The organism is Phosphitispora sp. TUW77, assembly GCF_048453025.1.
In the GTDB taxonomy this organism is placed as follows: domain Bacteria; phylum Bacillota; class Thermincolia; order Thermincolales; family UBA2595; genus Phosphitispora.
Map to the genome: position 1 here is coordinate 1,304,616 of NZ_CP156677.1, position 21,741 is coordinate 1,326,356.

20 protein-coding genes are annotated in these 21,741 nt (G+C 42.7%); 19 read left to right on the forward strand and 1 reads right to left on the reverse strand.

Annotation, left to right across the window (positions count from 1 at the left end):
* Positions 1-71: 71 nt before the first annotated feature.
* The 18 genes from accB (at position 72) to ABFY19_RS06160 (ending at position 20,330) form a co-directional block, all read left to right on the forward strand.
* A complete protein-coding gene (accB, locus tag ABFY19_RS06075; RefSeq protein WP_418792357.1) occupies positions 72-2,021 on the forward strand; it encodes an acetyl-CoA carboxylase biotin carboxyl carrier protein in 1,950 nt (649 codons plus the stop codon).
* Positions 2,022-2,081: 60 nt separating this feature from the next.
* Positions 2,082-3,425 (forward strand): acetyl-CoA carboxylase biotin carboxylase subunit, encoded by a 1,344-nt coding sequence (gene accC / locus ABFY19_RS06080; protein WP_418792359.1) that lies wholly within the window; start codon positions 2,082-2,084, stop codon positions 3,423-3,425.
* A 75-nt stretch (positions 3,426-3,500) separates the two neighbouring features.
* Positions 3,501-3,902: an Asp23/Gls24 family envelope stress response protein gene (locus ABFY19_RS06085; RefSeq protein WP_418792360.1), complete on the forward strand. Its 402-nt coding sequence runs from the start codon at positions 3,501-3,503 to the stop codon at positions 3,900-3,902.
* A 62-nt stretch (positions 3,903-3,964) separates the two neighbouring features.
* The gene (amaP, locus tag ABFY19_RS06090) at positions 3,965-4,516 is read left to right on the forward strand and encodes an alkaline shock response membrane anchor protein AmaP (protein WP_418792361.1); all 552 of its coding nucleotides are present in this window, start codon (positions 3,965-3,967) and stop codon (positions 4,514-4,516) included.
* 15 nt (positions 4,517-4,531) lie between these two features.
* Positions 4,532-4,747, forward strand: coding sequence for a DUF2273 domain-containing protein (locus ABFY19_RS06095; protein WP_418792362.1), 216 nt, complete (start codon positions 4,532-4,534; stop codon positions 4,745-4,747).
* A 42-nt stretch (positions 4,748-4,789) separates the two neighbouring features.
* The gene (nusB, locus tag ABFY19_RS06100) at positions 4,790-5,221 is read left to right on the forward strand and encodes a transcription antitermination factor NusB (protein ID WP_418792363.1); all 432 of its coding nucleotides are present in this window, start codon (positions 4,790-4,792) and stop codon (positions 5,219-5,221) included.
* 26 nt (positions 5,222-5,247) lie between these two features.
* The gene (locus tag ABFY19_RS06105) at positions 5,248-6,228 is read left to right on the forward strand and encodes an O-sialoglycoprotein endopeptidase (RefSeq protein WP_418792364.1); all 981 of its coding nucleotides are present in this window, start codon (positions 5,248-5,250) and stop codon (positions 6,226-6,228) included.
* A 272-nt stretch (positions 6,229-6,500) separates the two neighbouring features.
* On the forward strand, positions 6,501-8,105 hold the full coding sequence (locus ABFY19_RS06110) for a hypothetical protein (RefSeq protein WP_418792365.1): 1,605 nt from the start codon (positions 6,501-6,503) through the stop codon (positions 8,103-8,105).
* Positions 8,106-8,293: 188 nt separating this feature from the next.
* The gene (locus ABFY19_RS06115) at positions 8,294-8,653 is read left to right on the forward strand and encodes an ArsR/SmtB family transcription factor (RefSeq protein WP_418792366.1); all 360 of its coding nucleotides are present in this window, start codon (positions 8,294-8,296) and stop codon (positions 8,651-8,653) included.
* Between the two features lie 111 nt (positions 8,654-8,764).
* Positions 8,765-10,807, forward strand: a complete 2,043-nt coding sequence (locus tag ABFY19_RS06120; RefSeq protein ID WP_418792367.1) for a heavy metal translocating P-type ATPase — start codon at positions 8,765-8,767, stop codon at positions 10,805-10,807.
* A gap of 138 nt (positions 10,808-10,945) precedes the next feature.
* Entirely contained in the window at positions 10,946-11,422 is a 477-nt protein-coding gene (locus tag ABFY19_RS06125; RefSeq protein WP_418792368.1) for a LysM peptidoglycan-binding domain-containing protein, read from the forward strand.
* A 251-nt stretch (positions 11,423-11,673) separates the two neighbouring features.
* Complete coding sequence (locus ABFY19_RS06130; RefSeq protein WP_418792369.1) at positions 11,674-12,519, forward strand: sulfide/dihydroorotate dehydrogenase-like FAD/NAD-binding protein; 846 nt, start codon at positions 11,674-11,676, stop codon at positions 12,517-12,519.
* A complete protein-coding gene (gltA, locus tag ABFY19_RS06135) occupies positions 12,510-13,904 on the forward strand; it encodes an NADPH-dependent glutamate synthase (RefSeq protein ID WP_418792370.1) in 1,395 nt (464 codons plus the stop codon). Before ABFY19_RS06130 ends, gltA begins: the two co-directional genes overlap by 10 nt.
* A gap of 199 nt (positions 13,905-14,103) precedes the next feature.
* Positions 14,104-14,727 (forward strand): cyclodeaminase/cyclohydrolase family protein, encoded by a 624-nt coding sequence (locus ABFY19_RS06140; RefSeq protein WP_418792547.1) that lies wholly within the window; start codon positions 14,104-14,106, stop codon positions 14,725-14,727.
* A 54-nt stretch (positions 14,728-14,781) separates the two neighbouring features.
* The gene (locus ABFY19_RS06145) at positions 14,782-15,645 is read left to right on the forward strand and encodes a bifunctional 5,10-methylenetetrahydrofolate dehydrogenase/5,10-methenyltetrahydrofolate cyclohydrolase (RefSeq protein WP_418792372.1); all 864 of its coding nucleotides are present in this window, start codon (positions 14,782-14,784) and stop codon (positions 15,643-15,645) included.
* A 296-nt stretch (positions 15,646-15,941) separates the two neighbouring features.
* The gene (locus tag ABFY19_RS06150; RefSeq protein ID WP_418792373.1) at positions 15,942-18,002 is read left to right on the forward strand and encodes a sigma-54-dependent Fis family transcriptional regulator; all 2,061 of its coding nucleotides are present in this window, start codon (positions 15,942-15,944) and stop codon (positions 18,000-18,002) included.
* Between the two features lie 348 nt (positions 18,003-18,350).
* Positions 18,351-18,812 (forward strand): CoxG family protein, encoded by a 462-nt coding sequence (locus tag ABFY19_RS06155; protein WP_418792374.1) that lies wholly within the window; start codon positions 18,351-18,353, stop codon positions 18,810-18,812.
* A gap of 3 nt (positions 18,813-18,815) precedes the next feature.
* Entirely contained in the window at positions 18,816-20,330 is a 1,515-nt protein-coding gene (locus ABFY19_RS06160; protein ID WP_418792375.1) for an FAD-dependent oxidoreductase, read from the forward strand.
* Between the two features lie 65 nt (positions 20,331-20,395).
* Here the strand turns inward: ABFY19_RS06160 and ABFY19_RS06165 are convergent, their stop codons facing one another.
* Positions 20,396-21,157, reverse strand: coding sequence for a sporulation protein (locus ABFY19_RS06165; RefSeq protein WP_418792376.1), 762 nt, complete (start codon positions 21,155-21,157; stop codon positions 20,396-20,398).
* Between the two features lie 356 nt (positions 21,158-21,513).
* Between ABFY19_RS06165 and ABFY19_RS06170 the strand changes: the two genes are divergently transcribed.
* Positions 21,514-21,702 (forward strand): hypothetical protein, encoded by a 189-nt coding sequence (locus ABFY19_RS06170; RefSeq protein ID WP_418792377.1) that lies wholly within the window; start codon positions 21,514-21,516, stop codon positions 21,700-21,702.
* Positions 21,703-21,741 lie beyond the last annotated feature (39 nt).

Below are 21,741 nucleotides of genomic sequence, written 5' to 3' on the forward strand. Positions count from 1 at the left end.
CGCTTAGCGAAGCTAAGCCTTTTTAAAGACAATGTTTTGTGATAATATAGACAAGCGATGGAGGGATTAAAATGGTAAAACCAAATAAAGTGGAAATTACTGATACCACATTAAGAGATGCGCATCAAAGTCTTTGGGCTACAAGGATGAGAACCGAAGATATGCTGCCTATATGCGAAAAATTGGACCAGGTAGGCTACCACTCTCTGGAGGTATGGGGAGGGGCTACTTTTGATGTCTGTATGCGTTATTTAAATGAAGACCCCTGGCAAAGGCTGAGGCAGATAAAAAAAGAGGTTAAAAAAACCCCGCTGCAAATGCTGTTACGGGGCCAATCGCTGGTTGGATATCAACACTATCCAGATGATATGGTTAAGGCTTTTGTACATAAAGCTGTGGAGAACGGGATTGACATCATCCGTATTTTCGATGCACTAAATGATATCAGGAATTTGGAAGTACCAATTAAAATGTCCAAAGAGGCGGGGGCCCATGTGCAGGCTGCAGTTGTATATACTATAAGCCCGGTACATACTCCGGAGCATTATTTGGAAACAGCAAAAAATCTGGCAGACATGGGTGCGGATTCCATCTGCATCAAGGATATGGCTGGACTCCTATCACCACATGTAGCCTATGACTTGGTTAAGACTATCAAGAAATGCCTCGATTTGCCTATCCAGCTGCACAGCCACTATATTGGCGGGCTGGCTGTGGGAGCTTACCTGAAGGCGGCTGATGCGGGTATTGATGTAGTTGATACTGCTTCATTGCCTCTGGCCTTCGGTGCTTCTCAGCCACCGGTGGAAACCGTTGTCAGGATACTTCAGGAGTCTCCTCATGATACCAGACTGGATATCCATACTTTGTTTGAGGTATCCAAGTATTTTGAGGACCTCAGAAAGAAACACGGCTTTGAGCGCGGGGTTACAAGGCTCACCGATATGAGGGTTTTCGAACACCAGGTACCTGGAGGCATGATTTCCAACCTGGTATCCCAGCTTGAGGAGCAAAAGGCCCTGCACCGGATACATGAGGTGCTTGCAGAAATACCGGTAGTCAGGGAAGACATGGGTTATCCGCCGCTGGTTACCCCGACCAGTCAAATAGTAGGCACCCAGGCTGTACTCAATGTACTTACAGGCAAGCGTTATAAGCTGGTACCCGGTGAAGTGCGCGCTTATGTTCAGGGGCAGTATGGAAAACCCCCTGCTCCCATAAAGGAAGAAATTATTCAGCAGGTTCTCGGAGACAGTGATGTAAAACTAATAAAAGGACGCCCGGCTGATTTACTTGAGCCGATTATGGATAAAATGAGAACAGAAATACAAGATTTGGCAGAGTCTGAAGAAGATGTATTGTCATATGCTATGTATCCCCCGGTTGCCAGGAAATTTTTTGAATGGCGGCTGAACCGGGGACTGGATACCGAAGATGCGGTTATCGAACCTGATGTTATTGAAAAGCCCAGGGATGAAGAAGCCGGTCTTCCGGACAGTAATATAAAGGTTAAAGCAGATTCAGGAGTTATAGTTACTAAGGAGGGAAAAAATATGAACTTATCGGAAATCAAAGAACTTATTAAAATGCTGGATGCAACAGATATATGTGAACTCCAGTTGGAAAGCGCCGGAGTAAAGGTTGCTATCAGAAAGTCTGGGGCTGCTTCGGGAACTGGATTTATCACCGCCTCTGAAGCTTCAGGGGGGAATGGGAAAGCCGCGGCAATTGAAGCAGCAGTTGAACAACCTGTAGAAAAGGCCACTCAGCTCAGGGATAATCTTATTCCTGTGGTTGCGCCGATGGTAGGAACATTTTACCAGGCACCGTCTCCTGAGGCCGCTCCATTTGTTGAAGTAGGCCAGATGGTAACCGTAGGTCAGACAGTGTGTATTATTGAGGCGATGAAATTAATGAACGAAATTGAGGCCGAGATTTCAGGCCGGATTGTTGAGATTCTGGCAGAGAATAACCAGCCAGTTGAGTACGGACAGACACTTTTTCTGATTGAGAAGGTTTAGGGCCCGGTTCTCCTCGGTTGAGCCATGTTCCCAAAACGTACCTGATAATGGAGGTGTAGGATGTTTAATAAAATAATTATAGCAAACAGAGGGGAAATTGCTTTAAGAATCATAAGGGCCTGCAAGGAAATGGATATCGCTACCGTGGCTGTTTATTCTGAAGCCGACCGGGATTCTTTGCATGTCAGGTTTGCTGATGAGGCATATTGTATCGGCCCTGCCCAGTCAGGCTCCAGCTATCTGAATAAAGCCAATATTATAAGTGCTGCTCAAGTTTCCGGAGCGGATGCAATACATCCCGGCTATGGCTTTCTGGCAGAGAATGCTGATTTTGCTGAGATATGTGAACAAAGTGGAATAAAGTTTATCGGACCCAGCCCGCAGGCCCTGGAAAACATGGGCGCCAAAGCAGTGGCGAGGGAGACTATGATAAAAGCCGGAATCCCTGTCGTGCCCGGCACAGAAGGTGTTATTTCAGATATGGATGAAGCGATTAAGGTAGCCAAAGAAATAGGTTACCCGGTTATGATAAAGGCTTCAGCTGGCGGTGGGGGTAAAGGAATGCGGGTTGCCCAGTCAAAAAATGACCTTGTTCAGGCAATTCAGACTGCCCAGACGGAGGCTCAGGCCGCATTTGGCAATTCTGAGGTGTATATTGAGAAATATGTTGAGGAACCTCGTCATATAGAGTTTCAGATAATTGCCGATAATTACGGAAACACAGTCTATCTTGGAGAACGGGATTGTTCTATCCAGAGGCGCAACCAGAAACTTCTTGAGGAAGCGCCTTCATTGGCTATGACTCCGGAACTGCGTGAGGTAATGGGTGAAATGGCGGTTAGGGCTGCCAAGGCTGTTAATTACTACAATGCAGGAACAGTAGAGTTTCTATTGGATAAGCATAACAAATTTTATTTTATTGAAATGAATACCCGGATACAAGTTGAACATCCGGTTACAGAAATGGTAACAGGAATAGACCTTATTAAAGAACAGATAAGGATAGCGGCCGGTGAAAAGCTGGGATATACCCAGGAAGATATCCGTATTAATGGATGGGCTATCGAATGCCGGATTAATGCTGAAGACCCCTCTAGAAATTTCACGCCTTCACCGGGGCAAATCACGGAATATCTGGCACCTGGAGGCAATGGTGTCAGGATTGACAGCGCCGCTTATCCAGGCTATTACATCCCGCCTTATTATGATTCTATGATTGCTAAATTAGTGGTTTGGGGAAATGATAGGAATGAGGCTATTGCTAAGATGAAAAGGGCTCTTCAGGAATATGTTATTGAGGGAGTAAGAACTACGATTCCGTTCCAGCTGCGTATTCTCGATAATGCATTTTTTCAGCGTGGAGAATTTTATACCAACTTTATACAGAGAAGGCTTGAAGATTAGGGAATTTGCAAAAAACTGTGAATCTGGTATAATATGCATATGAAAGCAGTTACCATGGATAAAGGAGGTAACCTGATGGAAAATAAGGATTTTGCAGAACGCCATGACACCGAACTTGGGAGTATTCGTATAGCTGATGAGGTAGTTGCTATTATTGCCGGACTGGCAGCCACTGAGATTAATGGAGTCGCTGGAATGAGCGGTGGTTTGGCTGGAGGAATTGCTGAAATTCTTGGCAGGAAAAACTTGTCAAAAGGTGTTAAGGTTGAGGTAGGCGAAAAAGAAGCTGCAGTGGATATATTTATTATCGTTGAGTATGGTATCAGGATTCCCGATGTGGCTATTCAGATTCAGGAAACTGTTAAGAGAGCAATTGAGAGTATGACCGGTCTCACTGTTGTTGAGGTAAATGTCCATATCCAGGGAGTGGTATTCTCAACTATTGAACCCAAAGAAGAAGACCATAGGGTGAAATGAAACCAACCCCCTGAATTTTGATCAGGGGGTTTAAATGGTTTTAATGAAGGGAGTTGAGCCTGTTGAGGTTTACTGACAGGATTCTGCTGTCGTTATATTCACTTGGAGTAATGTTTATACTGTTATTGACCGGGATGGTTGCTGCAGGCTGGACAATCCCTGTGGATTGGGTGCGAATGGCATTAGTTCATTTTAATAGCCGTCTACTAATAGGTATCATAGGCTTGGCTTATTTTGCAGTCAGTGTTAGGCTGTTCTTTGTGGCACTGTCCTGTCAAAAACATCCTGTCCAGGCAGTGGTGCAGGAAACAGCGCTTGGGCAGGTTAGGGTCACTGTAGATGCCCTTGAACACATGGTGCGCAGGGTTACCACACAAATAAAAGGTGTCAGGGAAGTTAAACCCAGGGTTTCCTGTATGCCGGAGGGAATAAGTATTTTTCTGCATGTTTCTATAACGCCGGAGACCAATATTCCTGCTACTTCGGATGAAATTCAACAAAAAGTTGGGGCTTATCTTGAAGAGATTGCCGGGATTAAGGTTCAGGCTGTTAAAATACTGGTAAATAGCATATCAGCCTCAGACAACAGCCAGGGCGCCCGCAGGTTAAACTAGAAAGGAGTGGTTGCCTTGTCAGGGCAAACATTGCAGGAGTTTATTGCCAAAAATCTGGGAAAACTGCTAGGTGTGTTGATTGGCCTCGTTTTAGGATGGATGATTATTGCATATGGGGTGCTTGAAACCCTATTTGTCGTTGTCCTGATTGTTTTGGGATATATATTTGGCAATCAGCTTGATGAAGGGGATAACCTGAGAGCCTTTGTTGACAGGATATTTAAGAGATAACAGGGATAGACTAATTCTACCAAGAAAATTCCGGAGGATTTAATGAGCAGAAGGGTAGCGCGGCAAGCGGCATTACAGGTTTTATTTCAGATGGATATTGGGCAGGCAAAATTAGATAATGCTCTTGAGTTTGTTATCATAGAGAACAAGCTGGACCAAAAACAGGTGCAGTTTATCAGGGATATTGTTTCGGGGGTCTTTGAGCATGTAGATGTACTTAACCGGATTATTAATGAAATTGCCCAGGATTGGGATATGGATCGAATGGCAGGTACCGATCGGAATATTCTCAGGATGGCCATCTATGAATTATGTTATTCTGAAGTGCCGCCAAATGTTGCTGTCAATGAAGCCATAGAACTGGGGAAAATATTTAGTACTGCGGAATCAGGCAAGTTTATTAACGGGATTCTGGGCAGAGTTGTCAAAAACCTTAAGGAATACCGCATGGCTTCAGCCAGTAAAGGATTATAGGAAGGATTAAGTTCGGGGTGCATGGTATGGAATTGTTCCTGGGAATAGACACGAGTTGTTATACGACTTCCCTTGCTGTTGTTGACGGTGAGGGAAATTTAATTTCTGATGTCAGAAGAATTCTTAATGTTCGCAGTGGTGAAAGAGGATTAGCCCAAAATGAGGCTGTGTTTCAGCACATAAATAATCTGCCGTCACTTTTTCAACGAGTTCTCTCAGATAATTCCACTTTTGCAGGAGTTGCGGCAAGTATCTGCCCGAGACCGGTAAAAGGTTCTTACATGCCGGTTTTCAAGGTGGCTGAAAGTTATGGACATTCAATTGCAGCTATACTGAATGTCCCTTTTACCGGTGTTTCACATCAGGAAGGGCACCTGGCGGCGGGCATTATGTCCGCCGGAGGCCCTCAGAGCGGAGAGTTTATGGCCGTACACCTGTCAGGAGGAACCACTGAACTGCTGCGGGTCAAAAATGGTATCCGGCCTGATGAACCATATTATTCAGTTGCCGTAATGGGCGGAACAAATGATATTCATGCCGGACAGTTTATTGACAGGGTGGGTGTTAAGCTGGGACTCCCCTTTCCGGCCGGACCGCATCTTGAAGTATTGGCTGCTAAGGCTAAAGGAGAAATATCGGTTCCTTCTTCTGTGAACGGCTATGCTATCAGCTTTTCAGGACCTGAAGCTGCGGCCCTGCGCCTGATAGAAAGCAGGGTCTCCCCTGTGGAAATTGCCAGGGCAGTTGAGAAATGTGTTGTCAATACCATGGAAAAAATAATTAGAAAAGCGTTATGGGAGAGTGGCTTAAAGGATGTATTATTTGTTGGAGGAGTTTCTGCTAATCGTTACATAAGGGATAGGCTGGTGGAACGTTTGCAGCACAGGGAGGTAAGGGCTAAGGTTTATTTCGCTTCACGTGAACTTAGCGGGGATAATGCTGCCGGGGTTGCACTTCTTGGAATGAGCAGGATTAAAAGTATCAGTTTTACTAAGGCCTTGAGATAATAGCATTCATGTGTGGGTGTCTCATAAGTGGGATGTCCCTTTTTTAATTAAAAGTGATGTCTCTGTGATTATGAAAGTAGATGGAAATACAGTTTATCCGATAAAGGAGTATGGCTGGCTAAGTGAATAGGCAAGTGTAGCATCTTAATGTATTGAGAGTAATATATAAAAACTAATGAATCAGTAAAAGGTAAATAAGATAATTTGCCGAATAACATCATAAGTCTTAAATAAAGCAGGTTTTAAATAGTATTATTATTGGAGGTTTAATGGTGTACAGCGGTTGTAAAAACAAAAATTACGGAACAGTCAGTTACAGATTACTCAATAAAAAGATTATAGATGATAATCTTGATACATTGATGACCTTTAATAAGAGGGTAAATATAACGGAGAGTTTTCCGAACTTGTTTGGGGTTGATGACAAACAGGTGCTTCATTCTACTGTTTCACGAATTAAGAAGATGGTTCTCAATGAAACAGACCAATATAGGTTTATAAAAGTCAATAATTTATTGTCTGTAATTGGAGAATTTTATTCCGGAGAACAATTTGTATTAAATGAAATAATGGCAATTACCAGGTCCCGGGTGGTAAGCAAGGACATTAAAATCCTTTTTTTATCTTTCCTTGTTGACATTGGGATGGAAGAAGAGGTTATTGCAACACTTTTTGATCTTGATGAACTGGCTGAAATGGCTGAGTTTGCAACTGATAACCTGATAGGTCTTATCAGGGGAGACCTTGGTGATAAGCTGCTTTTTTTACAGGAGTTTGGCGGTTTTGATGATCAGGGTCAGGAGGAAATAATGAACCAGCTTGCTGAAGATAATACCGATGCTGCTGCTGAAATGCTTGGCATCCTGGCATATGCGTATGAATTCGGCATTGCTTCTTCGGCTGTGAGCTTACTGGGCAAGAATCTCAGGGCGAGGAAAGTTACTGTGCTCAATGAACTGGCATCATGTAATGATAAATATATAAGCAACCTGGCTATGAATGTTCTCTCTGAGTGCAATGTTAACGGAAGGCGCAAGCCGTCCCGCAGAAAATGGGAAAAACCATATGGAGATTTATATGATGCGGTTGTTAGTTCGGTAGACGGACAGGGCAACAGAGCTGTTTGGCTTGCATGGAAGATGCCTAACCGTAAGAACAGAATAGTGGCTTTTAATTTATTGTTGAATACAGATACTGGTATTAAGGACTGTTTTGGGATTCCGGTTCTAACCAAAAGGGATTTTGAAAGCATGATTCGGGAAATATCCAGCAGTGCCGTTATTTTAAGAAATGATTATGAATATTGTATGTTGTTAATCAGGGGGGCTTTAAAGAAAAATCTTTCGGGGAATTATCCGATACCCATGGAGTTTGCTTTTTGGCGCCGGTGTATGGAAAATGATATTTATCCCGAAGAATATGCTCCTGGATATATAGATTTTGTTCCTGAGACAGAAAAACAGATTCAAGATTGTTATGACCGTTTGGATTTGTTGTTTGAAGAACAGGAATTTGCGGTTTGGTATGAAGAAACACCTGAAGTTTATGATACAGCAGAAGAAATCATCGCAATTACTGACAGAATTAGTAATACATATGCCAGAAAAGTTTTGAAACTGGAAAATCAGCTTATTAACAGGGTGATTAAGCCATTGCTTCCTGTTATCAAGAACCGCCTTATGATGACAATTGATTTTCTGCGAAGGGCAGGCAAAAAGAATCTAGCCAGGGAAGTAGTTGTTTGCCTGATTACACTGGATTCCGTCCCGGCTGAGCAGCATCCGTTTATCAGGAGGATGTGTTTTGAGAGCATCTCTGCTGCCATAAATAATTTAAAAAACGGTATTGATATCAGGATGGATCCTGATTATATATGAAATAACCTGTATATGTAATAACCTGTACATTTAATAAATCGTATATGAAAAGGTAAAAGCTAGATTCAGTTAAATTGAACTGAGTCTTTTTTTTTTGTATTTACAAATAAAGAAAAAGCGGTTACAATTATGCCATATCACTTGAACAATTGTTCAAGTGATAAACTATAATATTTCAGGGGGCAAAAATGAAGATGGAGTTTGACAAGTGTGATGTTGTTTGTATTAACCATGATGCAGTAGACCGAGTCAGGAAACAAACTCTGGACGAAGAAGTAACCAGGAGTATTGCTGATATATTTAAGGCGCTGGGTGACCCTAATAGGGTAAAAATTATCCGATATTTGTCACAGGAAGAATTATGTGTCTGTGACCTGGCTCAACTTCTAGGCATGAGTCTGTCTGCAGTTTCTCACCAGTTAAGGGCGCTGCGCAGCCGCAGGCTGGTTAAATTTCGTCGGCAGGGGAAAATAGTTTATTACTCACTTGATGATGCCCATATTGTTGAAATGTTTAATCAATGCCTGGACCACGTAAGACATGACTAATCGGGAGGGGAAGTTATGAGAAACGGCTATATTTCAACCGTCAAATCCGGGGAAATTAATTCTGTAATAGAATTATCAGGAATAGATTGACTGGACTGTGCCGAGAAGCTGGTGAGAAAAATTGAACAGCTTCCCGGAGTAGCTGAGGTTCAGCTCAATTTTGGAGCAGGTTTGATAAAGGCGATACATCAAAATACATCTGTTGAGGATATTATTAGGCTTATTAATGTCAATGGCTATGATGCCAGAGTGCAGGGTGAGTCACAGGCTGTTCTCAAAACTGCCGGAAAACTCCGGACAAGAATGATTTTAGCTGTAGTTTCTGGTGTGATGCTGGGAGCCGGATTAATTATAAGTTGGATAGGTTGGGCCGGCAATTTTCATATATATTTGTTTGCTGCAGCTATGGCTGCGGGTGGGTATTATGTATATAAATCCGCATTAAACTCGCTGCAAAATCTTATCCTGGATATGAATGTACTGATGAGCATTTCGTCTGTAGGAGCTGTTTTTTTGGGACAATGGTCTGAGGGGGCTACGGTTGTCTTCCTGTTCAGTGTGGGTAACTTGCTGCAGGCACATACTATGGATAAAACAAGAAATTCTATTAAAAAAATGATGCAGTTGTCTCCTAAGGAAGCAAGGGTTATAGCCATTGATGGCAGTGAGTCCATGGTGCCAGTTGATACAGTTGGCATTGGGAACACTGTACTGGTAAAGCCTGGGGAGAGCATACCGGTAGACGGTTTTATAAGCAAAGGACGATCCTGGGTAAATCAGGCTTCAATAACGGGTGAATCAAAACCGCTTGAAAAAACGGCAGGGGATGAGGTTTTTGCCGGCACTCTGAATCAAGACGGCAGTCTTTATATTAAATGTACTCATCTTGCAGCAGACAGTACCCTGAAAAAGATGACCCGGATGGTTGAAGAAGCTCAGGCAAAAAAGGCTCCAACCCAGCAGTATGTTGATATTTTTGCCAAGTATTATACGCCTTTGGTAATTATAGGTGCGGTATTTGTTGTGGCTGTACCTGTGGTTTTGCTGGGCCGGCCTTTTGCGGAATGGTTTTATAAAGCCTTGGTCCTCCTGGTTATTTCATGTCCCTGTGCACTGGTTATATCTACTCCGGTATCAATAGTATCAGCTATCGGCAATGCTGCAAGAAATGGTGTTTTAATTAAGGGCGGTGCATATCTTGAAGCTCTGGGAAAAGCAAAAAATATTGCTTTTGATAAAACCGGGACAGTTACAACCGGCATAATGAGTTTAACAGACATTTTCCCTTTCGGCGGCATTGGCAGTGAACAGCTTTTACAGGCTGCGGGTGCTGTTGAACGGTTTTCCGAACATCCCCTGGCCATGGCGGTAATGGCTGAGGTCTCTAAGAGAAAGATTATATTGCCGGATTCTGATTCCTTCCGAGCCTTTCCTGGGAAAGGAGCAGTTTGCAGAGTGGAAGGGAAAGAGCTTTATGTTGGCAATAAATGGTTTATTAATGGACTTGGTATTTCAATCGGAGATGTTAAACAAATAGAAGCCGAGCTTGAAAAAGCAGGCAAATCAATAGTATATGTTACAACTTCAAAGAGGGTGCTGGGCATCCTGGGGATTGAGGATGTCCCCAGGGCTTTTGCGGGAAAAGCAATTAAACAGTTAAAACAGATTGGTATAGAGAAGATTGTTATGCTCAGCGGTGATAATGAGGCAACTGCGGCTAATATTGCAGGAAGACTTGGAATTAGGGAATACAGGGCTAATTTGCTTCCTGAAGATAAGGTTAAAGAGATTGAGACCCTTACCTGGGAAGGAGACACAGTTATGGTAGGCGATGGGGTGAATGATGCCCCCGCCTTGGCAGTTGCCGATGTAGGTATTGCCATGGGAGCTGCAGGTTCCGATACGGCATTGGAAACAGCGGATATTGCCCTAATGAATGATGAACTGCTGCTTATTCCTGCTGTAATAAAACTTGGTCGCCGGACAAGGGCTGTTATTCTACAAAATGTGTTTTTAGCAATTGCTTTGAAGATAATATTTTTGGTACTGACATTTGCCGGGATATCTAACCTATGGATGGCGGTATTTGCTGATACAGGGGCATCAGTTCTGGTTACGTTGAATGGGATGAGACTGGCTCGTCACAGCTTTTAAAATTGTACATGCAGACGAAAATGGTAATAAAAATGACAAGCCGCCTGTAACCATTGACTGTTATCAAACATAAGCTGATATTGACGTTAGATATTAGGTTAAAACTGCCGCTTGAAACCGGAGTATGGAGGTTGAAAGATGAAGTATACTGTTAAAAAGGGTGACAGTATGTACAGTATTGCCAAACAGTTTGGCATCCCTTTTGAGGAAATTGTCAGAGTAAATCCTAGCATTCAGGACCCTGATGTTATTTATCCGGAACAGGTAATTGAACTTCCTGTTGAATTTTATCCGGGAATTAGTGCCTCTGGATTTACAGGAGAAGGGGCACCCGGAATGCAGGGTGGTTTAGGTTCCCAAATAAGTGGTTTAACCGGCATTACAGGTAATGTTGGAATTATGCCCGGTCAAATCATAAGGCCGGGGGAAAAAGGGAGACTTGTTCAACTACTGCAGCATCGGCTAAAAGAGCTCGGGTATTTTCGCGGGCGTATCAATGGGCGTTATGGGCGTGAAACAGTGGCAGCGATAACGAGGCTTCAAAAGGAGTGCAGAATGCCCGTTACTGGCATGGTAGATTATTATGTGTGGAGCAGTCTCGGTATAAGGTCATAATAATTAGTTAAGTATAGTTGCCGGCAGGCGGCTTCTTTTTTTTAGCAACTTTTGGGCAATTATCCGGAGTTTGTGAAAAAAATATTATAAACATATTGTGATACAAGCCTGTTTGTAATAATATATATAGGTAGTAGAACAGGTGTTATTTTGGGAAAAACTTGGCATCAATAGCAGGAATCAACGATTATTTGCCGAATCTACTAAAAATTATGAAAAGTTTTTTTGAAAAAGGGAGGGAGTAAGTTTTCATGTACAAGATTCTTAAAAAAGAAGTTTTGTCACCGACTCTGAAACTGTTTGAAATCGAAGCCCCAAAAGTTGCTAAGAAATGTCAAGCGGGACAATTTATCATTCTTCGGATTGATGAAAAAGGAGAGAGAATTCCGCTGACTATCGCTGATTTTAACAGAGAAAAAGGTAGTATTACCCTTATTTTTGCAGAGGTAGGCAAAACAACACAGCAGTTAGGTAAAATGGAAGCGGGGGACAATCTTCTGGACTTTGTTGGTCCGCTTGGACGGTCGTCAGACATAGAAAAGTACGGTCGTGTGGTATGTATTGGTGCTGGCGTGGGTATTGCACCGGTTTTTCCCATTACCAGGGCTCTTAAACAAGCCGGCAATGAAGTAATCGGAATTGCAGGTGCTAGAAATAAAGAACTGTTGTTCTGGACCGATGAATTTAAAGCACAATGTGATGAGTTTCATATCTGTACTGATGACGGGTCAGCAGGACAAAAAGGATTTGTATCCGACATTCTGAAGAAGGTTATTGAGGAAAAAGGCCAGGTTGATTATGTTATTGCAATAGGCCCAATTCCTGCAATGAAAGTATGTTCTGAAGTGACCAAGCCGCTTGGTATAAAGACATTTGTCAGCTTGAACTCCATTATGGTTGATGGTACCGGTATGTGTGGAGCGTGCCGGGTAACTGTTGGTGATGAGACCAAGTTTGCCTGTGTGGACGGCCCTGAGTTTGATGGGCACCTGGTAGATTTTAATGAACAAATTCGCCGTGCTCAGATTTTCAAGGATGAGGAGCAGCGCGCCGTAGAAGCAGCAAGTTGTAAAGGAGGTTGCTGTGGATGTCAGTAAATAATAGTCCTAATAAAAATGAAATGCCATGTCAGGACCCTAAGGTAAGGGCAAAGAATTTTGATGAGGTAGCTTTGGGTTATACTCTGGAACAGGCAATAGATGAAGCTAACCGCTGTCTGGGATGCAAAAAGGAACCGTGCCGTGAGGGCTGTCCGGTTCAGGTGCCCATACCACAGTTTATCCAAAAAATTCAAGAAAATGATATTGCCAGTGCTATAGCAATCATTAAAGAAAAGAATGCTTTGCCGGCTGTTTGTGGACGGGTTTGCCCACAGGAAGCCCAGTGCGAGAAATTCTGTGTCCGTGCTAAAAAAGGTGATCCTGTAGGTGTTGGTCGTTTAGAGAGATTTGTTGCTGACTGGGAAATGGCACAGGGCGTTAAGCCTGTTGAGTGTGCTCCTCCGACTGGCAAAAAGGTTGCTGTTGTAGGATCAGGTCCTGCCGGACTGACTGTTGCGGCAGACTGTGCCCAGGCAGGACATGAAGTTACTATTTTTGAGGCGCTTCACGTGCCCGGCGGTGTTCTTATGTATGGTATTCCTGAATTCCGTCTTCCTAAGGCTATTGTACAATCAGAAATTAACAACCTTAAAAAAATAGGTGTAAAAATCGAAGTTGATGCAGTTATTGGCGCGATTGACACTGTTGATGAGCTTCTCGAAGATGAAGGTTTTGATGCTGTGTTTATTGGGACAGGTGCCGGACTTCCGTATTTCCTTGGCATTCCAGGGGAAAATTTAAATGGTGTTTATTCAGCCAATGAATTCCTTACCAGGACCAATCTTATGAAGGCTTACCTGTTCCCCGAGTATGATACTCCTATTAAGGTAGGCAAGAAGGTTGCTGTTCTTGGTGGTGGTAATGTTGCTATGGACTGTGCCAGGACTGCTCTGCGTCTTGGTGCTGAAGAGGTTCACATTGTATACCGCCGTTCCATGGAAGAACTGCCGGCAAGGATTGAGGAAGTTCACCATGCCGAGGAGGAAGGGGTTATCTTTGATATCCTCAACAGCCCAACTGAGATTATAGGTAATGACCAGAACTGGGTAACAGGCATGACATGTCTCAAATATAAGCTTGGTGAGCCTGATGAGTCAGGACGCAGAAAGCCTGTTGCCATAGAAGGTTCAGACTATCATATGCCCATAGACACTGTTGTTGTTGCTATCGGACAAGGGCCAAACCCATTGGTTCCAAGGACTACAAAGGGCTTGGATACCAACAGGAAGGGGAACATTGTTGCCAGTGAAGAGACTGGGGCTACTTCCAAACCAAAGGTATATGCAGGCGGAGATGTGGTTACCGGTGCCGCAACAGTTATTAAGGCAATGGGAGCAGGTCGTGTGTCGGCTACAAGCATCTGTGAACTCCTTAAGAAATAACAATATAGACACCTATAGTAATAAAATATAAAAGGACAGCCACTGGGTGTATACTGGTGGCTGGTCCTGCCTACATACTAGTGAATAACATCACAACCGCTGGATATTCTAATCATGATTCCTATCTTAAAGAAATAATAAATTCATTTGACAAAAATAATAAAATATTAATATAACAGGGAGGTAATTAATTATGTCAATGTTAGACAAATCTTGCAAGGATTTTATTGATGTTCTGGCATCAAAGGCTCCTGTACCGGGTGGCGGTGGAGCGGCAGCATTTGGCGGAGTTGTGGGAATGGCTCTTTCCAACATGGTTGGGAACCTCACAGTTGGCAAGAAAAAGTATGCAGATGTTGAAGATGAAGTTAAAGAATTAATCGAGAAGGGCAATAAGGTAATAGCTGACCTGGAGGCCCTGGTAGACAAAGATGCTGAGGTATTTGAGCCCCTATCAAAGGCTTATGGACTGCCGAAAGATACACCGGAACTGGCTCAGAAAAGGGATGAAACCCTGGAGAACTGCTGCAAAGTAGCTTGTTCGGTTCCTATGGATATTATGAGGGGTGTTTTTGAAGGCATTAAACTTCATGCCAGAATGGGTGAAATTGGTACTATGATTGCTATCTCAGATGTTGCCTGTGGGGTTGTTTTCATGAAGGCTGCTCTCATTGCCGCCAGTATGAATGTTATCATTAACATTAACTCCATTAAGGATGAAGAGTTTAATAAGGCTACTAAAGAGGAAATGGACAGATTGCTTGCTGAAGGCACCAAGCTTGCTGATGATACACTGGCACTTGTGACCAAAAAGCTTGCTTAATAGAGATATTCCGAGCAAAAAGCTTATAATATTCAATAATAAGGAGGTAGAATGATGGCTGAAAGATTAGCCGGAAAAGCTGTTGCTGATGCCATGAAGGCGGAACTCAGCAAAAAGGTTGAGGAACTGAAAGCAAAAGGAATTATGCCTAAATTAGGTATCGTCAGGGTCGGCGCCCGCCCGGATGACCTTTATTATGAAGGTGGTGCCAAGAAAACTTGTGAAGCTATTGGCATGGCTTATGAAGTATTTGAGTATCCTGGTGACATTACTCAGGAAGCATTTGAAAAAGCTGTTATTGATGTTGGGGCCAATAAGGAAATTAACGGTATCCTGATGTTTGCTCCACTGCCCAAGCACCTCGATGAGCGCAAAATCAGGTCATTGATTCCGGTTGAAAAAGATGTTGACTGCATGACTCTGGGAAGTGCTGCTAAGGTGTTTGCCGATGACCTGACAGGGTTCCCGCCATGTACCCCGACTGCTTGTATGGATATTCTGAAATTCTATGATATACCCTTAAAAGGCAAGAAAGCAGTTGTGCTGGGCCGCTCACTGGTTGTTGGAAAACCTGTGGCCATGCTTCTGCTCAGAGAACATGCCACTGTTACTATCTGCCATTCCCGCACTGAGAATCTTCCCGCAGTTTGCGCAGAAGCCGATGTTCTGATTGCTGCTGTTGGTCGTGCTAAGATGGTTAAGGCTGACTTTGTAAAACCTGGTCAGGTAGTTATTGATGTTGGTATTAATGAAGACCCTGATAACCCTGGAAAATACTGTGGTGATGTTGATCATGAACAAGTTGAGCCAATTGTTCAGAAAATCACTCCCGTACCTGGCGGTGTAGGATCTGTTACTACGGTTGTTCTCTGTAAGCAAACTATAATGGCATGTGAAATGCAAAATGGATTGGCATAGTAGTACAAGTTAATTAATATATAATTTAAAGGGATTAACTCATAACTTATGAGTTAGTCTCTTTTTTTGGCTCAATGTCATAATGTAACATTTTTTTTTCTTGCCAAACATCTAATTTAATGATATGTTTAAAAAAACCCCTTCTTTAAGGAATGAAACTTTCATGAAAAAAATATTTGTGTATAAAAACATAAATAAACTTAAATTTTTATGCCGGTCAAGTTGACCGGTTTTGTTATTTGCAGCACAAAGTTTAAAGTGATTAGCTGGACAAAAACTCGAAAGGGAGTGGAAAAGTGCCGGTTCATGATCGAAAGGAACAACTGTTAACAGCCTGGACAGATTTTGTTAATAAGGGGATTGTCAACAATAACTGGGTACGCAGGGAAATCGAAGACTCCTGGCGCCGCAGCCGGGCTACGGATATTGACCCTGTTAGCAGCATTGTTCCCGAAGTTAGTTCCAGAGAGCTTGAACATCGCCGTGAGGCAAAGCGGGAGCTTCTTGAAATTTCTTTACCCATAATGAACAACCTGCTCTCATTTGTGGCAGGGTCAGGTTTTGTCGTATCAATGAGTGACCAGGACGGAGTTATTATTGAACGGATAGTTGATGAGGGAGTAACCTTAATGGGCAAAAACGGCCTGTTTACCGGTTACAGTTTAAAAGAAGAAATAGTAGGGGCCAATGCAACCGGGCTGGCGCTTAGGCTTGGCCGTCCCATTCAGGTTTTTGCCACTGAGCACTACATAAAGGCTCTCCATTCCTGGACATGTTCGTCTGCACCGATTTACGGCCATTCTGGGGAAATAGTCGGTACTCTTACTATGAATGGGACTTTTGAGAAGGTTCATTCACACACCTTAGGCATGGTGGTGGCGGCTGTTAATGCCATTGAAGGCCAGCTAAAGATTAATATTGCCAATCAGTATCAAAATACTATAGTGGATTCGATTTCCGAAGGCCTTATAGCTGTTGATGAAAAAGCCCGTATCACCAAAATTAATGCTGCTGCTGCCGCATTGCTAAAAGTAAATGTTGATACTGTGCGCCATTCCTCTATTAATGAGCTGTTGGGTTGCCAAAACCCTATTTCTCGGTCACTGCAGTCAGGTGATATAGTTAATGATGAGGAATATCAGGCAGAGAATGGAAGAAGGAAAACTCACTGTACCATTAGCTGCCGCCCAATCCGTAATCCCCAACATAAGATAGTAGGTCTGGTTGCTATTATCAGGGAAATAAGGGCTGTAAAACAGCTGATCCAGCAAATGGTGGGGGCCAGGGCCAGGTTTGTCTTTGACGACCTCATTGGTCAAAACGCTTCTTATTTAAAGACTGTAGAACTGGCCAAACGAGCCGCTAAAAGTTCTTCTAATGTTCTATTGCTTGGGGAGAGTGGTACCGGCAAGGAGGTTTTTGCCCAAGCTATCCACAATGCCAGCAAAAGGTCCAAAGGACCGTTTATTGCCATTAATTGCGGCGCTATTCCGCGTGAGCTGATTGCGAGTGAAATGTTTGGGTATAGCGATGGCGCTTTTACCGGTGCTAAACGCGGGGGCAACCCAGGCAAATTTGAACTTGCAGAGGGAGGGACCCTGTTCCTGGACGAGATAGGAGAGATGCCTATAGAGCTTCAGGCCAGCCTGCTGCGTGTCCTTCAGGAAAAGGTTGTAACCAGGATTGGCGGTACTCAGGTTATCCCGATTGATGTTAAGGTGATTGCTGCCACTAATAAAGATCTGCATAAAGAGGTGGAGAAGGGTTGTTTCAGGAAGGACCTCTATTATCGCCTAAATGTCTTAATTATTAATATGGTACCTTTAAGAAGCCGTAAAGACGATATCGTGACTTTGACCAGGTTTTTCATGGAAAAAATTACCGAACGGCTGGGGCTGCATATCAATGTGCTGCACCCAGAAACACTTGAGGCACTGCAAAGGTACTATTGGCCTGGGAATATCAGAGAACTGGAAAATGTTATCGAAAGGGCTATACATACAGCATCTGGAGATACTTTAACCTTGGACTGTATGCCGGAAGAGATTTTATCAGTATCTCAAATCCAGTCTTATATTAATCCGGCAAGGCCTGAAGAACTGTCTGGTGATGATATTATTATAAGGCGAAAGAAAAAAAATCCAGGAAAGGGAATCATCTTGGAATCCCTGAAACGCAATGACGGCAACCTCAGCCAAGCCGCCAAGGACTTGGGGATTTCGCGGCCCACACTTTATAGTAAGCTAAAAAAATATGGGATCGAGCTCAATGATGGTAAATTCGTGCCCAGCGGGAATTGCAATGTTCTGCTGCTTAATAAAAAGGCCAATGAATGCCTTAATGTGGATAAACGATAACTCCGGATGACAATTATAATCTAACCCCCAAAAAACACTGGTGTATAAACCAGTGTTTTTTTTTGGGCAGATGACAACATTACATCGCATTACAAAGCCTTACAACGTATTACAAAGCTTTACAGGACTTACGCTTGACTTGTTTTATAGGCATTTAAATTATACCGTTAAATGTATTGTCAGATAAACAACGTATTGAATTTTGTAAAATGTTAAGTTTTGGCACGATAATTGCATATTATTTATGTTCAGCTAAGAAAAAAACCAGTACTGCAAAAGGGGGGTTGGGTTTATTGTCCTAGCTTAGGATTGGATGTCATCGGTGTAGATCATTAAGGGGGATTAGATATGCCTGAAATAAAGCGTGAGACTCTTGTTCCATTGCCGATTAAGGAGGTATGGCCTTTTATAGCTGATTATAATAACTGGGCTCATGACATGCCCGGTTATGAGAAACATGATACTATATCTGACAAGGAATCTGTTTGGTATGTAACCGGGCATGTAGGTCCAATTAATAAAACTGTTCCTATGCGTGTCGTGATTACCGAATGGGTGGACGAAACAAAGGTTGCCTTTACATTAGAGGCTGAGGGACTGCCGGTATCCGGAAAAGGCAGTGTCAACATCAAGGAGAACGGTCCGCAGGAAACTCATATGACATTTAAACTGTTTATAAACTGCACAGGTATGATTGGTACTTTAGTAAACGGTCAGCTAGCGAAAATGCTTCCTGGCATGTGTGATGGTTTTATAAAAGATTTGGCAAATGATATTATGGCTAATAGTAAAAAAATTAAGGAGGCCTGAGTAATGAAAAACATAAATGTAACGGGCAAATGGGATATTGAGGCTGATGTTGTCATTGTTGGAGCCGGTGGGGCTGGGATGTCTGCAGCCATTGAGGCTGCTAAAGCAGGAGATAAGGTAGTGGTTCTGGAAATTGCTCAGACGGCTGGCGGCTCAACTACGCTGTGCGGGGGAGCGGTTTATCTTGGAGGGGGGACCGCGCTTCAAAAGGCATGCGGGTTTGAAGATACCGTCGAGAATATGCAGAAATACCTGTCGGCTGCTATGGGGGCCAGTGCAAACCAGGAGAAGATTAAATTAATCTGCGAGAAGAGTGTTGAAACTTATGACTGGTTAGTTAGTATTGGTGTTCCTTTTAAGGCGGTACATTGTTCAGATAAGGTGATTATATGTTGGGAAGATAGTGGTCTCTATTATTCAGGAAATGAAGACAATTATCCATATAACACCTTCGCTAATGCTGTTCCGCGTTCTCATCAGGCACAAGGTCCCGGACCAACGGGTAATGTACTTTTCGAAGCCCTGAAGAATGCGGCGGAAGCGGCTGGTGCCACCATAATTTACCAGGCTGAGGCTGCCGACCTGATAGTTGAGAGTGACCGGGTTGTGGGTTTAAAAGCAAATATTGAGGAAGCAGAGAAATTTGTACGGGCAAGGAAAGCTGTTATTTTGTGCGCCGGTGGTTTTCAGGCGAATAAGGAAATGATTGCCAAGTATGCTTATCCATATGTTAAAACAACCAAATATACCGGGACGGAATTTGACCTTGGCACGGGCATTACAATGGCCCAGGCTATTGGCGCAGATGTAAGGGGGATGGACAACTGTGCTGATTGGATGTTTGTTTACCCTCCGGGTACTAAATGCAAAGGAATTATGGTTAATAGAATTGGTGTGCGATTTATTGATGAGAGTCAATATGGTTCTTATATTGGTTCTAACATTATTAGGAAGCAAGACGGTGTAGGGTACCTGATTATGGACAGCAAGGTTTATGCGGAAGCCAAGAAAGAGCTTGACAGGCTATGTGAAAATGAAATAGTTCTCAAGATTGCTGAAGCAGCAGGCATTTCACCTGTAGTATTAGCGGGTGATATGACAATGTGTGCTGAGGCACCTACAATCCGTGAGTTAGCTGAGAAGCTGAACATAAATCCTGACGTTCTTGAGAATACTATAACCCTTTATAACCAAGGTGTTTCAACAGGAGAAGATGCTTATCATAAAGGGGCAAAATATTTGACTTCGCTGGATTCAGGCCCTTATTATGCTGCTGACCTTAGTGTAGGTGCAAATATAGACCTCCACTCAGGGTTTATCACTTTAGGCGGTCTTGAAACTGATTTGGAATCCAGAGTCCTCGATGTTAAAGGGAACCCAATACCTGGACTTTATGCAGCCGGCAGGAACGCGGCAGGTATGCAGGGGGAAGAATACAACAGCGGAACTTCAATTACTGACTCGCTAATTTTTGGTCGGATAGCAGGGAAAAATGCCGCGGCTGAACGTGTAAAATAAATTCGGGAATTAATCAGGGGCTGTCCCATAAGCACATGGGCCAGCCCCTTAATTAAACTCATTTTTTAAGTTATTTTCCGACATTCTTTTTCAAACAATTTCTTCAAATAATCAGCTGTTATTTGAGAGTTTTCCATTTCATCAAAAATTAAGGTAAATCGAATAATTGTTTCATTAGGGTCAATATCATCTGCCAAACTGTCAATTAAGCTATGGTGTATCTTATCCAGTTTAATTGTTATGTTCATTTCAGATTTTTTGACTTTTGCAGATACCTTGATTTCCTTGATGTCCTGGGCAAAGAAGGTAGTTGGAGTATAATAGAATTCTTGCAAAAAACCGTCAAAGTCCCCAGAATTGTTTTTTTCATGAAAGCCTAGATGTGCCAGGGCATCAAACAACATTTTGAAATATTTGTTAGGAACCACTAATATATCATCGTGGTCAACAGGGTCAACAGCATTACGAATATATGCGTTTGTCTGGAGAAAATATCTTGTCCTGCCTCTGGAAATTGGCATATTTTTAGCAAAAGGAATTTCAAAACTAACAGGCATGATTTTTTCGTAACCAGGTTTAATCACAGTTTTTTCGGCAATTATAACTGATGATACCACTTTGTTTAAAATTCTTGATTGCATATTATCGTAATAGGTTGATTTCAGGAGAAGGCTAATTTCGATTTTTTGAACCTCTTGTTCAATGGTTCCACCTGAAATTTTAACTGTACCTTTGAGTGTCTGACCAGGTTCTACCTGGGGGGTAAGTATTTCAAGGTCGATAGCAGCTGCACCAATACCAATACTGGCCAACATCTTTTTTAGCACAGGAATTTACACCTCCAGACTATTTCATGTAATTTGGGCCACAGCGTACAAAATGCTTAGTTAATCTATTATTCAACAATTTATTTAAAATATCCTTCCGTTAATTAAAATTATGTTGTATGATTAATCTCAGGGCTTGCATTTTTGCGAACAATTTTATATAATACCCTCATAGGGTATAATGTTTAGCTGATATATTGAATAAAATGAATTTTAAGAAGGGAGCGATTAAAATGATTACTTGTACAGATACTGCCCAGGAGCAAATGAAAAAAGCGCTTAGTGCAAACGATTCTAAAATGGTAAGAGTCGCTTTATCAGGAATAGGTTGAGGAGGTCCCAGTTTTGGTCTGGCTTTGGAAAAGTCAGCTAAAGACGATGACGAAATATTTGAATATGACGGCTTTAAAGTTGTCATCAGTAAGGAGTATAGTAACATGTACAGCAACCTCGTTATAGATTGGATTGATAATTCCAGGGGCAAGGGTTTTACTGTTTTTGATAAAGATGCCAGTGGTTGCGGCAGTTGCTCAGGAGGTTGTTAAGGTACGCCGGATTTAAATATTAGACTTAATTTAGGGAGG